We start from the raw sequence: 14123 nt of genomic DNA on the forward strand, positions 1-14123 counted from the left end.
CGCAACCATTTTCACTAAATATCATTAATTACATAGGAATATTGCAATTATGACAGGAATATTTAATTCGTCTACCTATTCCGAAGGTTTAGACAATGCTTCATCTGATGAAACAACGAATAATTTGCCTCGGATGTCTGTATCAGTTGCCGAAACAGTAGTTAAAATGCTCGAAAAACTGGGAATTAAACATGCTTTTGGGGTTTCTGGAGGTGCGATCGCTCGTTTGTGGCATAGCTTGCAACAAAGTTCGATTGAAGTGATTCACTGCCGTCATGAATCTGGTGCCGCCTTTGCTGCTACAGAAGCTTACTTTGGCAACGATTGTCCCACCGTGGTGTTTACAACCACCGGGCCAGGTATTACCAACGCCTTGACTGGGTTAATGGCAGCTCGTTGGGAAGGTGCAAAAGTTATTTTGTTATCGGGTATGACCTCAACAGCACAGCGCGGACGTTGGGCAGTGCAGGAAACAGCTGCAAATACAATGCCTTATGCAGATATATTTACTACAGGTACTATATTCGATTATGCAACCACTCTTGAAAACAGCAACCAACTTCCAGAGATTTCCCGCAGATTAGCTTTAGGTTTAACCCAACCCGGTAGTTTTGTTGCTCATATTAGTATTCCTAGTGCCATTCAAAGTAGTTTATCTAAAACTCCACTGTCACAAACTTTTTTATCCCAGTCTTTAGCTACAGCAAGTGAAGAAACCGTAGCAGAATGTGCCAAATTATTGTCTGAAGCTCCCTTTGCTATTTGGGTTGGTTTTGGAGCCAGAAAAGCAGCAGCAGCAATTCGTCAACTTGCCGAGAAAACTGGTGCAGCAGTTATGTGTTCCCCTCGTGGTAAGGGTATCTTTCCCGAAAATCATCCTCAGTTTGCTGGTGTTACGGGCTTTGCTGGGCATGAGTCTGTTCTACAATATATGCAAGAATATCGTCCTTTACGTACATTAGTACTGGGGAGTCGATTAGGTGAATTAACTTCATTTTGGAATCCTGCACTTGTTCCAGATCGTGGTTTTATTCATGTTGATATCGATCCAACAGTGCCGGGGACAGCATATCCTGAAGCCGAAACTGTTGGCATTCAGTCTGATGTCGGAGTTTTTGTTAGAGCTTTATTAAAATATTTTCCAGAGCATCCGAAACAGTTGTCAAATATAGAGTTACCAGCACCGGAACGCAAGGCGATCGCTGCAAAAACAGAAGGTTTAATTCGTCCTCAGTTTCTTATGCAAGCAATTCAGCAACAGATTGTTGAGAATAGTAATGCTGTTGTTATGGCAGAAGCAGGAAATTCGCTTGCTTGGGCAAATAATCTATTATATTTTCTTCAACCAGAGCGTTATCGGGTTAGTCCTGGGTTTGGTAGTATGGGACATTTTAGTACAGGTGTTGTTGGAACTTCATTAGTATGCAGTCAGAAAGCTGTGGCTATTATCGGAGATGGCTCTATGTTGATGAACAATGAAGTTAGCACTGCCGTGAGATATCAGATACCTGCGGTTTGGATTGTTCTCAATGACGGACTTTATAATATGTGCGATCAAGGACAGGCAATGCAGGGATTTAAACAAACAGATGCAATGATTCCTCAAACTGATTTTGCTCAATTTGCCCGCAGCATGGGTGCAGAATTTATTCGCGTTGAAAGAGAATCTGATATTTATGTAGCCTTTGAGAAAGCCATGAAGTCAGAAAAACCTTTCGTGATAGATGTGCTGATTGAACCTACTCAAATCTCACCAATTGGGAATCGCATTGAAAGTTTAAATTCTCAATGGACTTAAAATTAAGAATTTTATAGTTTTCAAAATATATAAATTTAAAGGAGATTATTAATTTTGAAGAAAAATGTAGGAATTAAGGCTATAGGATTGAGTTTTCCAAGTATCCGACGAAGCAATGATTATTTTAAAGAAAAATATCCACAATTGTTTGAAAAAGCGGAAGAAAAAGGTTTAGCAAAATTCTTTTCACTAGGCGAATCTGCTCCTAGCAATATTTTTGAAGAAGAAATGCAACCTTATCTATCAGACCCTTTTCGAGGAACTGTTGACAGATGGGTTTTAGCTCAGGGAGAATCTTCATTAACCTTAGAGTATCAAGCTGCTTGTGATGTGCTCGCAGCAGCACAAACTACAGCTGATGAAGTCGATCTTATGGTTGTAGCCTCTATTTGGCCAGAACAAATTATATTTGGAGATGCGACATTTCTCGCTAATCGACTTGGTTTAAAAGGGGCTGCATGGAATATCAACGGAGGAACTGGTAGCACTCCGGTTGCACTCCAAGCAGCCCATGCTTTAGTGCAAACAGGACAATATCATCAAGTTTTAGTAGTAATTTCTTGCACATATACACGCTTTTTTGACGAGACAGATACTATCATATGGCATACAAGTGATGGGGCAGGTGCATTTTTAATTAGTTCGATGGAGTCGAATCAAGGTATTTTAGGAACTAAAGTCATGCATACAGGCATAATGGATGTAGTATCTGCTAAGCCTGTCAACGATTCGCATGGCAACCCACAAGTGCGTATACAAATATCAAATGAAGCTAATCAGTATGCCAATATACTAGCTGAAGAATTTCTCAAAACTTGTTGCGAGGAAGCTGCTGAGGCTTCCGGAGTTAGCCTTGGCGAGATTGACTTCTTTATTTTTCATACTTATTGTGCTTGGTTTGCTAACTTTGGGGCACGGATTTTGGGTATCAGCCCTCATAAAACAATTAATCTTTATTCTCATTATGGCAATTGTGGTGCTGTTTTAAATGTAGCAAATCTGTATTATGCTGCCCAACTAGAAAAAATAAAAGAAAATGATTTGGTATTAGTTTATGGTATGGGAGGAGCAGGTGTCGCGGCAGCTAATGTAATGCGTTGGGGGAAAGTGGCATTAGGAAGTAATCCTTTACCAGATATCAAAATATAGGTAAACTTTTTACACTTATAGGACTTACGCAACCGGCACATTTTTCTTGTAGGGTGCTGTGACACTTTGAGTAACTGTGAACGTAGTAACAATGTTTTCAGTGTCACGCACCAAATGGGCATTGTGACAATTGCGGCCATTCCTGACTTATTTTATCTAAGTATGGTATTTATTTATACGATTACAATCTTTCCCCTCTCGACAGCATAGGTAATCTTCTAACTGGACAGGAGTAGTTTGGGATAACGTTTTTCTAAATCATCCGTTTTTGCTTTAGCTCCCCAACGAGCATAGCAGCAGTAGGCTTCTTTCATATAATCTGCTGCAATTTGTTCTTGCTTCCCATCAAGATAGAATTTAGCTGCAAGTTCGTTAGCTAAAGCTTCTTCTTGTATATATTCATAGGCTTTAGCTCCAGAAATAGCTTTGCTATATAATTCGCTTGCTTCTATGTGTTGCCCTAAAACCCGGTATTTTTCCGCCTCTACTAAATCAACCTTATGTTGGTGATTCATCGGAGCATAATATGCCCATTGTTGCCGTAACTGTGTTTGATTTTGTTCTACCTGTTGCAGTATGTCTGCTTTATTTTTTGATTGTGAACTCAAAGCTGTTAAAGAATCATATAGGTAAAATGCAGGTTCAATAACAATTCCAGAAGCACCTATTAAATAACTCCTGATATCAACTGTAATATCTTGAGAATATTCAATATTTCCAAATAGGTAGCAAAGCATTAACTTATACGAGTGGAAGATAAATAAACCACCAAAGTCATGAGATTTATGTAGTCGAGATAAAAATTCTACTTCTTGAAGAGCCTCTCCAGATAAAATACTAGGATTTTCCGCACACCCCAACAAATTTAAAACAGATTGCCAATAGATTTGGCACCAATTAGCTGTAGTTACTTGATTCAACTGTACAAGATTCTTACAATAAGCACGAGTTTCTTGCTCCAAGCTACTCAAGGGCTGACTACTCCAAAAAGAGTTTAGACAAAAATTATGAGCAATATATCCAACAAATTCTAAATTTCCTACTTTTAGTCCATTGGAATATCCTTCTTTTAAAAGCGGTAGTGTTTGTGTGATGTGGAATTTACGATGTAAGATAAACGAACCAACTACATTGATTACTTCTGGTTTTACAACTTCAGCATCTAGTTTAGATACAAGTTCAAGTGCTAACTGACCAAATTTTACCCCTTTTTCTACATCTTTATTCATATTGCAAGCAAGGATGCCGAAGGGGGCATAAGCTGAGCCTGAAAATAATGTATTTCCATATTGAATAGATAGCTTAACTGACAAAGCAACTAACAAAGGAAACAACGGGGAACCAGATATATAAGCAGCTGGCAAGACGCTACAGGCAATCTCGACAATAGCCATTTTTTTTGCATCTTTCATTACTGGAAGATTAACCAAATCTTCGATTTCCCTCTCACCAAGCACTTTATCAATCTCGGCGATCGCTTGCTGAATATCTTTTTGGGTAGGTGCTTTCGGAAACTCGATACCCAACTGTTGTAAAATTTCTTGAGCAATATCAATAGCTTGAGTTAGTTTACCTTGGGAAGTATTGGATTGAATCTTAATACGATAAACATTAACCTTCTCTAGTATTGTGTATGCTCTGGCTATGACAATATCAGAAAATTTCTCCATTGCTTCAAAATCACCACATGAGCCAGCAAATTCAGCAGCCAATTCATGAAATGATAAACTCATAGAGTATTGACTTTGCCAAGCATTTTCTTCTAACAAAGATAATCCGATATTGGCATATTTAAGTCCTGCTTCATAGGCAGTTGTATTTTTAGCTTCCAAGCAAGCAATTAAATTTAGTTCAGCAAGTTCATTCCTTTCTGTAGATGGTAGATCTAAATCTTTTCCGCTATTTAATTGATTAACTAATTCAAAAATGCGAAATTTTCTTCGTCCAGTCGGTATTTTTTGCAGCCGACATCTACCTATTTGATAATGAATTGCCTGCTTTTCCGCATCGGAAATCGCTGCATATAGAGCTTCGTGAAATTGATTATGTAGAAAATAATATTTGGGAATATAGGGAGGAGCCGATTCACTCAGGCGTGTTGTTAACTCAAAATCAATATTGTAAGCTTTATTATCAGTCGCAATTAAACCATATTGCAGTGCTTTCTGCAAAGCGAAAATAGTTTTATTTGTAGACTTTTGGCAAACTCTCGCCAAAGTATCTAAATCAAATTTGTTACCGATACAAGCTGCAATTTTCAACACATATTGTGTTTCTTGCGGTAATTTCTGCAATTGCATTCCAATAAATCCAATAGCATCATTTCTTAATGCTAGTGATTTCAACATAACTATTCTAGCCTCACACACTCATTCAACAAATCAATCTTTCAACCCTTTTATGGATAATACTTTAAGCAATTAAGCATTACACTATAGGCGAAGCTAGATGCTCGCCAGGTTGAAACATAGTGATTTTATAGTTATTCAGTACTCAGTATGGAAAAACATTAGTTAAAAACTAAAAGCTCGAAACTTTAAAAAATATAATAATAGGGAAAAAGTCTACATCTGTTGTGTAGTAAGCTTTTTAAAGTTTCACTAAGCGTTTTCAGCATAGTAAGTAGAGAACAGCTATATTGACCAATCATAAGTTACTAACAAATATATATAATCAGTATTTATACTGTCTTACGATAAAAATAACGATGTCAGCAAAAGTACAGAAGAAGTTTTAAAACGTTACTATAAACTTACACTTTTGAAAGAAACCCGATTATTTCGGTGTCATGATTGGTAGATTCAGTTAATACAGACTGTATAAATTATACAAAACTTTTTTTTGATCGGGCTAAAGGGTACGGTACTTACAGACAATAAAATATCTCACCGTCGGTGTCGCTTCATAGGGCGACACCCCGAAAATCTTCGGTTTTGATCGGAATATTTGTAAAATGTTGGGATATTTTATTTATTGCATCTCCCTTATAGATTAAACAGCCTAGTACTCTGGCAAGCCACAATTGCCGGGTAAGGGCAGGCAGGGGGAGCAGGGGAAGAAAAAACTTTTTATTTCCACGCTAAACCCAGCAAAGTTCGCTTGGCGAACCACTAGTATAAGTCGGCGAAAATAAGGCAACCATTAAAAATGGCTGAAAAGCTTAGAAAATCAAACTTCTTACTTCTTACTTCTTACTTCTTACTTCCGCGAAGCGGTACTAGGTAGAGCCTCTTTACTATCCAACGAGTTAAGCAACACATTTTTCTAGTTGACTTCTAATTGTTTGTGCATCCAAATTCTGTCCGATAAACACCAGTTGGTTGCGAGGAGGAGAAGTCCATTCATCTCGTTGAAAATTACAGCGCTTACCGCAAAGCTGTAAAATATGTCTTAGTTTGCTTCCTTTGTACCAGATAATTCCTTTTGCTCTAAACACTGTTTTTGGCAATTGCTCGTCTAAAAATTTGTTAAATTTCTCTATACTCAAGGGTTTATCGCTTTGGAAGGAAATAGACATAAAATTTTCTGCTTCTATTTGATTTTTAGCAGATGATTCAACATTATATTGTAAAGACGGAGGTGAAAGTATTTTATGATTAGATTCTCCAACATCTAATATTAAAGGTAATGAAACTTTTCCATGTTCCGAACGAATAATTTTAGCCCCGACTTTAATCAAATTAATAGATTCTTCGATTTGACGCAGCTGCGATTCTGAGACTAAATCTACTTTATTTAAAATCACGATATCACCGTAAATCAGTTGTTCTAAAGCGATTTTGCTTTCAAAATGATTGGGATTAAAATTTTCTGCGTCTACAACAGTTAAAATCGAATCTAAACGAGTAACATCTCTTAAGTTGCTACTGGAAAAAGTCATCATCAAAGGTACTGGCTCCGCTAAACCAGTAGTTTCAATAACTATATAATCAACGCGATCGCGCTGTAAAACTGCATTGACGGCATCGATTAAACTAGCGTTAATAGTGCAACATATACAGCCATTACTCAAAAGCATCATATCCTCATCGATAGATACTAAAAGCTGACTGTCAATATTAATTTCTCCAAATTCATTGACTAAGACAGCTACCTTTAAATTGTGACGATTATTTAAAATATGATTTAACAAAGTAGTTTTACCACTCCCGAGGAATCCAGTAATAATTGATACAGGAGTTTTTTTATTAGGAAGTTTAAGCGTTTGAGTCATAACTATAGGAATTATATTTGATTCCTGTAACTACTTATATGGTGAGGGAGTAGGGAAAGGAGAATTGTAAAAAAGGTCTATAGCAATCTTATATGAATTACAAGAATTTTAAATGCCTAGAAACCCGGTTTTTTGAAAAAACCGGGTTTCTTAATTATTACAATAGCATTCAGATTATTTTCAAACATCTTCTGACGGAATTTGTTGATTGTTGAGAATTAATTCCCATCTTTTGATGATTTGGGAGATTAATAGTTGTAAAGATGTAGGTAAACTATCTAGCTGTTGCATAACAGTTTGTAATTCTTGCTTTGCTGTCATAAATATCTTTTCCTGTACGTGCGATTCCGCAATAGTTTGGTGCAATTTTACCGTTAAAGCAACTTTACCTAGATTGATAATCGGCAAATGTAATTCCGGCTGAAGATTAGCGGCTATTTTTTCGGGTTGTACAAATTTAGTTAGTTGAGCAATATCCTCAATATTTGCTACATTCAAGGCCTCTAATAATACTGGTATTTCTTGTGCTGATTTTAATATAGAATTAGTTTCTTGCAGTTCTTCAACTATTTGTTGAATCTGTTTTCTTAAATCATTGCGTATTTGAAAAAGTTTATCTTCTGATTCTTTTAGTTCGTTGACATCTTCAATTAGTCCTTCAAGAGCTAATGATTCCATATTATTATAAAATATCCCCTGACCTTTTTCCCACATCCACTTTATTTCTCCGCTCTGTGTTTTAATTCTATACAAAATTTCATAAGCCTTCTTTTTTTCTAAAGCGTTTTGGATACTTTTCCATACATACTGTTCGTCATCTTTATAAATAATAGATGCATAAGATATTTGATTACTGACAATATCACTAATATTATAACCAGTAATCTTTTCGCAACCGTAACTTACATATTTCATTGTATAATCTGGGTCATTCAGGCAGCGATAAGACATACAAGAATTATGGGTCATGTTAGTAATATCGCTAGCCATATAAAACACTACATTTTCTCCGTTTATAACTATGACTTCTGCTGACAAGAGAAAATCTTTTATTCTCCCAGACTTTGTACGGAATTGAAATATTTGTTGCTTAATTCTTTTAGCTTCTTGTAATAAGCTTTTAATTATAATTGGGTCTTGATTGTTAACCCAAATATTTGATTTACTACAATTTTTGCCAATGATATCTTGACGGGAATACTCTAGAGTATGAAAAAAGGAATCATTTACATTTATAATTTCTTCTGTATTTTCGCTAACAACCATTAATATACTTCCAGAAGAATGAATATCTAAAAATAGTTCATCATCTAGTATTTGTAATTTTGCCGTTTTTCTGTCGCTCAATTTATCTCGCTCGTCATTAGTCTGCTTGAGCATTTGAAAGCTAGCTTCTAGATTATTACTTAATTCTTGAATATATTCGTAATGAATCGTACTTTCATTTTCATTGGTTTTGGTAATATTCTTATAAGTATTAGCAAGACGATGCAATAAATTTTTCCAGCACATAATTGTTAGTTTTAATCAAAAAATAAAGTTATACTTCACACTGCGTGAATCTCTGCAATATGTATGAGAAAATTGGATCTCGGAAAAGTCCTCCAAAGCTTCCCGGAAGACGAACTAAAGATACACCTAAGCAAGGGAAATGACCTATAGGTGCTTGAAGGTTAAAAGTTAGCTGAGAATGTATTAACCAACTGTTATTTATTCTCCACCCGAGGTGATCGCCCACTTCGCAATCAGTTTCATAGTCTATGTTGGTGACGATTTGCTTCCAAATGTCTTTCTGAGCACTAAATCCGAAACGCCGTTGGCTAGATTCAAACCATAAATTATCTATGGTAGATAAATCTAAGCAAGAAATATGATGGATATCTTCTTTGACAAGGTATTCGCTTTCTTCTTTCCCTGCTGCTTGACGCAAAACTCTGCGAGTTTCGATATCGGCTTGCTGCCAATTTTGGGCAATTAAATAATCCCGCAATCTAGTGTAGTCAACTTGTCGTTGGGTTTTTAATTCTATTTGCTCTAAATGAATAGGTTGCGAAACTTTTTTGTATTCAACTAATTTTGTATCGACTTTAGCTAAGTTAATTTTATTCGTTTCTGGAGATGAATAAAGTTGAGGTTCCATATTAGCAACATTTTTTACATTAGAAGCTATATACTGATGTATTTCTGACAAAGTTATCCAACCATCTTTGTCAGATGCTGCGACTCCTTCTTTGATTCCTTTAACTAAAAAATTAGTATAGGTAGAAAGTTCTTTATCTTCTTTAAAATGGTAATCTATAGAATCTGATGATACGAGTATGGCTCGTCCTTCACCATCTAATTCGGCTTTGATGTCTACCTTATTACCGGTGTAATTATCACTTCTGAAAGTTTCGCTATAACAACAGTCGATAATCACTACTTTTTTCAGAGATTTACTAGCATCCATTCTTTCTCGAATAAAGCTAGCTGGTATTGCCGTACTTTCAATTAATTCACCATCGTAATCATATTTTTTACTATCCTTTGCCGCAAAAAATAGATTACCTTTGTTGTTTATCAGAGCGTGTCCTGAAAAATATAGCAGTAGTAAATCATCTGGATTCTTATCTGCAAACAATTCATATATTTCAGTGTGTATTTTTTGTTCGGAATCATTAATTGAAATTCTGACATCTCTTTCATAAAATCTACCTAATTTAGGGTGTTGTAATATTTTTTGTACCTTTGCAACATCTTTTTCGGCTTTTGATAGAGGTGTGAAGTATTGTTTATATTCGCTGACTCCAATTAGTAAAGCTAGTTTTTTCATTGATATAGGTGAGATGAGCGTAAAATTATTTTTAGAAGTTTTTTAATTTTTGAATAAGATAACGTATTACTTGTTTTTTCGTCTGTTGCTGTTTCATGCAATATTCTTCTAACAATCTATATTCACTTTCCGGCAATTCGATTGTTAAACGTTTGATTGGTTCGGTGGTTATTTTTCTTGGCATAATATAACCATGAGTTTCATGCATTGATTGTTATTAATACATAAATTATATTATCTTTACAGGTCTGCTTGATACATTTTATTTTGCTTCATAAGCAATTTATTTTAATAAACATAGGTTATATTAATGCACTTGCTTATAGATTTTATTTAATTCAAAATTGAGATGAAACTCTAGTGCTTTTGTTGTAAGCAGAGAATGAAAAATAGAACTAATCTAGATTTATATTTGATTTTTTATTGGCTGAAAAAAATTACGACAAGATTGTTTATGGCTGTTGTCGTTTTTATTTTGATTGTTGGTTCTATTAAAGTGGTTAAAAATTATTCTAGTACCAGTGAAAATTTAAACTCAGAAAAAGATAATAACATCAATAACAAAGAAGTTTTTCTGACTACAAAAAAATATCGCGATGAAGAAGAAAGAAAGGACGATTGGGGTCAAGTTGCTCTTAAGTTCCTTTTTGAAGATGTACAAAATGTAGAACATTTAGTTGCCATTATTACCGTAGTTGTTTTAAGCTGGGATGCTCCCAGTCAACGCAAGCGCACTCATTATGAAGCATGGCAGGTAGTCAATTCAGCCCAAGGTCAAGGGGGAAGCGGCGGACGTATAAAAGCATTAGAATATCTGAATAAAGAACGCGAAAGCATAGCAGGTTTAACCGCTTATCGTACCGACCTCACGGGTATTAAGCTACAAAAAGCAGATTTATTCAGAGCCAACTTTAGAGATACTTGTCTGAATAATTCCAACTTTAAGGGTGCCATACTTAGAGAAGCTAAATTTAACGGTGCTAAACTGAGAAACGCCAACCTTCAAAAAGCAGACCTTAGCCGTGCCGACATTGAAAATGCTAAATTAGAAAATGCCGATTTGAGAAAGGCTAACTTGAGTGCTGTGAATTTTAGCAATGCCGATTTGATTGATGCGAATCTCGAAAATGCTAATTTGACTAATGCCAATCTTCAAAATACAGACTTGAGAAATGCCAACCTTTATTGTGTAAATATGAATCGGACTCAATTAACAAACGCTAACCTCTGCCGTACCTACTTGAGAGAATCAAAACTTATAGACAGCAATCTTGTAGATGCCAATCTTTGGAACAGCGATTTGAGTAATGCACATCTTCATAATGCGAACCTCAAGCGTGCTAATCTTAGCCTTGCCAATCTTGAAGGTGCCGATTTAAAAAATGCCAATCTGAATAATGCAGACCTAAATCGTACTAATCTCAAAACTGCCAAAAATTTAACTATAGAACAAGTTCAAGCTGCAAATAACTGGGATAAAGCCGACTACAAACCCGAATTTCGCCAAAAGCTGGGTTTAATTTGAATCAAAATTAGTGAAATAGAAATATCAAAAAAATCTTTCTGGTAACTGTTTTTAAAGATTAAACGAAATATTATGTGGTTGAAATGCAGTTTTGTGAAACTTTAGTCAAGTTGTATTCGCAAAACTGAGCGCCTTCAGGAGACAGCAGCCAATGCTTCACCATCTTTTTACCAAAACCCCCATAGCTTGGCGACAGTTGATGAAAGACAAGAACTGTTTTGTAATTGCTGTGGCTGGTATTGCTTTCGCCAATATTTTAATTTTTTCGCAAATGGGCTTTGAAGCCTCCTTATTTGACAGTTCAACCGCACCACACAAAAGCCTAAATGCCGATTTAATTATTGTTAATCGTTATTTTGAGTCTATATATTCAGTCAAAAACTTTCCTCGACGGCGGTTATATCAAGCTTTAGGATTTGAAGGAGTAGAATCCGTCAGCCCATTATACATAAGTCCCGGAAAGTGGAAAAATCCTCAAAATCTTCACTCCCAGACTATTTTGGTTTTTGGTACCGATCCCCGCACCACAGCATTTAAATCTCCCCAAATCAACCAAAATATTCCGCAGTTACAGAAGCCAAACACCATATTATTTGACCGCATATCCTTACCTATTTTTGGCCCTATCGACTCCTTATTTCAACAAAACTCAACCGTTGAAACCGAGCTTAATGGCTTAAAAATTCGCGTTGGTGGTTTGTTTGACTTAGGTGCCTCCTTTGCCGCCTATGGCAATGTAATTACCAGCGATACAACATATTTACATTTATTCCCTAACTCTTCTGTTACCAAAGTTAAACTTGGTTTGGTTAAGCTTAAAAATAATGCCAACCTCAAGCAAGTTAGTCGTAACTTAGAAGCTGGTTTACCCGACGACGTGAAAATTTACACAGTGCCAGCTTTTGAAGCCGCAGAAAAAGCTTATTGGGGAAAAACTACACCCATCGGTTTTGTGTTTGGTTTTGGTGTAATTATCGCTTTTATTGTAGGTACTATGGTGGTGTATCAAATTATGTATTCCGATGTCGCCACACACTTACCCCAATACGCCACCCTCAAAGCAATGGGTTATCGCGATCGCTTTTTAATTGGAGTGTTGGTACAAGAGTCATTAGTCTTAGCAGTATTCGGCTACATCCCAGCATTTACAGTTTCTTGGGCAATCTATAAACTCGCAGCTTACGCCACACTGCTACCAATTTATATGACTCCTCAAAGAAGTATTATAGTATTTCTATTAACAGTAACTATGTGCTTGATTTCCGGGTTAACGGCGATAAGAAAGTTACAGTCTGCCGATCCAGCCGATGTATTTTAGATGTATTTTAAATCTTGTATTCTAATGCGGTATTGTAAAAAGCACTCTGTTAGTTTAAGTTTGCTTTGTTGAGGAGTGGATAAGCCTATGGGAATTACCAATTTGCTGAGTGCAGGTGGAATAGTAATGATACCCCTGCTATTTTTCTCGATATTAGTGGGGGCTTTAATTATCGAACGCATCCGGTTTTGGGTAAAAATAAGTAATCGTCAAAGCCGCATAGTAGAAGAAGTACTCAAACTTTATCGTCAGGATAATGTTGTTAGTGCCCTAGAAAAACTCAAGCAAAATACCGATTTACCCATCGCTAGGATATTTTTAGCAGCTTTAGAGTTAGAAGAAGCAAACCCAGAAGAATTTCGTCTGGCATTAGAAAGTGAAGCACAAGCCGAAATACCTTTACTAAAACGCTTTCAAAACATCTTCGATACAGTGATTTCTCTTTCACCACTCTTAGGACTTTTAGGAACCGTTTTAGGATTAATTGCTTCTTTTGCTTCACTCAATCTCGGCGATGTTGGAGGTACCCAAACAACCAACGTTACCGGAGGAATCAGCGAAGCATTAGTTTCTACAGCAGCTGGATTAATAGTTGCTATCTTTACATTATTATTCGCCAACACATTTCGCGGACTTTATCAGCGACAAATCGCATTAATTCAAGAATACGGCGGACAATTAGAATTACTTTATCGTCGTCATTATGAACGAGACAATAAGTTAGGAGTTAGAAGTTAGCAGTGAACAGTGAACAGTTATCAGTTAGCAGTAACCAATGCCCAATGCCCTATTACCAATTACCAATTACCAATTACCAATTAGATTATGAAACTGCCAGAAGAACCAGATATTCCAGCACAGATTAATATTGTACCGATGATTGATGTGATATTCGCAATTTTGGTGAGTCTAGTTGGGGGTGTCGGTTTCCGTCCCCCAAACTAGCGAACCCGGAGGGCTTTTTTCATTATGTCATCGTTATTCTTGACAAAACTAGAAGGATTACCAGTAAATTTACCATCAGCCTCATCGGCACAACAGCAACAAGCTACCGAACCAATTGCCGTCACAATTGACGAGTTAGGTACAATTAGCTTGAATCGTACACCAATTACCCTGGATAATTTAGAAACACAAATCAAAAAATTAGCTAATGCAAATCAACAACGATTGGTGATAGTTAATGCAGACGAAAAAGTTGGTCACGGAAAAGTGGTAGCAGTCATGGATAGACTACGGCAAATACCCGGAGTTCGATTGGCGATCGCTACTGAAAAACCATAGAAATTTTTGATTTCATTTAGCCTC

Annotated in this window: 10 protein-coding genes and 1 pseudogene; 6 read left to right on the plus strand and 5 right to left on the minus strand. The window is 36.3% G+C overall.

What is annotated here, in order from left to right; genetic code table 11:
• The first annotated feature begins 49 nt into the window (after positions 1-49).
• Positions 50-1798: a thiamine pyrophosphate-dependent enzyme gene (locus RIV7116_RS23270; RefSeq protein ID WP_015120775.1), complete on the plus strand. Its 1749-nt coding sequence runs from the start codon at positions 50-52 to the stop codon at positions 1796-1798.
• 54 nt (positions 1799-1852) lie between these two features.
• The gene (locus RIV7116_RS23275) at positions 1853-2947 is read left to right on the plus strand and encodes a 3-oxoacyl-ACP synthase III family protein (protein WP_015120776.1); all 1095 of its coding nucleotides are present in this window, start codon (positions 1853-1855) and stop codon (positions 2945-2947) included.
• A gap of 218 nt (positions 2948-3165) precedes the next feature.
• On the opposite strand, the gene RIV7116_RS23280 is transcribed toward RIV7116_RS23275, so the two are convergent.
• The 5 genes from RIV7116_RS23280 to RIV7116_RS23300 all read right to left on the minus strand — a co-directional run bounded on the left by RIV7116_RS23280 (position 3166) and on the right by RIV7116_RS23300 (position 10156).
• Positions 3166-5295 (minus strand): hypothetical protein, encoded by a 2130-nt coding sequence (locus tag RIV7116_RS23280; RefSeq protein WP_015120778.1) that lies wholly within the window; start codon positions 5293-5295, stop codon positions 3166-3168.
• An 899-nt stretch (positions 5296-6194) separates the two neighbouring features.
• A complete protein-coding gene (locus RIV7116_RS23285; RefSeq protein ID WP_015120779.1) occupies positions 6195-7160 on the minus strand; it encodes a GTP-binding protein in 966 nt (321 codons plus the stop codon).
• A gap of 180 nt (positions 7161-7340) precedes the next feature.
• Positions 7341-8672 (minus strand): PAS domain-containing protein, encoded by a 1332-nt coding sequence (locus RIV7116_RS23290; RefSeq protein ID WP_015120780.1) that lies wholly within the window; start codon positions 8670-8672, stop codon positions 7341-7343.
• 28 nt (positions 8673-8700) lie between these two features.
• On the minus strand, positions 8701-9972 hold the full coding sequence (locus tag RIV7116_RS34125) for a GUN4 domain-containing protein (RefSeq protein ID WP_015120781.1): 1272 nt from the start codon (positions 9970-9972) through the stop codon (positions 8701-8703).
• Positions 9973-10003: 31 nt separating this feature from the next.
• Positions 10004-10156 carry a CopG family transcriptional regulator gene (locus RIV7116_RS23300; protein ID WP_157229316.1) on the minus strand — a complete coding sequence of 51 codons (153 nt, stop codon included), beginning with the start codon at positions 10154-10156 and terminating at the stop codon, positions 10004-10006.
• Positions 10157-10426: 270 nt separating this feature from the next.
• Here RIV7116_RS23300 and RIV7116_RS34130 point away from each other — a divergent pair, with 270 nt between their 5' ends.
• The 4 genes and pseudogenes from RIV7116_RS34130 to RIV7116_RS23320 all read left to right on the plus strand — a co-directional run bounded on the left by RIV7116_RS34130 (position 10427) and on the right by RIV7116_RS23320 (position 14099).
• A complete protein-coding gene (locus RIV7116_RS34130; RefSeq protein WP_157229317.1) occupies positions 10427-11497 on the plus strand; it encodes a pentapeptide repeat-containing protein in 1071 nt (356 codons plus the stop codon).
• 151 nt (positions 11498-11648) lie between these two features.
• Entirely contained in the window at positions 11649-12815 is a 1167-nt protein-coding gene (gene devC, locus RIV7116_RS23310) for an ABC transporter permease DevC (protein ID WP_015120784.1), read from the plus strand.
• An 87-nt stretch (positions 12816-12902) separates the two neighbouring features.
• Positions 12903-13553 carry a MotA/TolQ/ExbB proton channel family protein gene (locus RIV7116_RS23315; protein WP_015120785.1) on the plus strand — a complete coding sequence of 217 codons (651 nt, stop codon included), beginning with the start codon at positions 12903-12905 and terminating at the stop codon, positions 13551-13553.
• An 87-nt stretch (positions 13554-13640) separates the two neighbouring features.
• Positions 13641-14099: pseudogene (locus RIV7116_RS23320) on the plus strand (ExbD/TolR family protein).
• The last annotated feature ends 24 nt before the right edge of the window (positions 14100-14123 follow it).

It is taken from the genome of Rivularia sp. PCC 7116 (genome assembly GCF_000316665.1).
In the GTDB taxonomy this organism is placed as follows: domain Bacteria; phylum Cyanobacteriota; class Cyanobacteriia; order Cyanobacteriales; family Nostocaceae; genus Rivularia.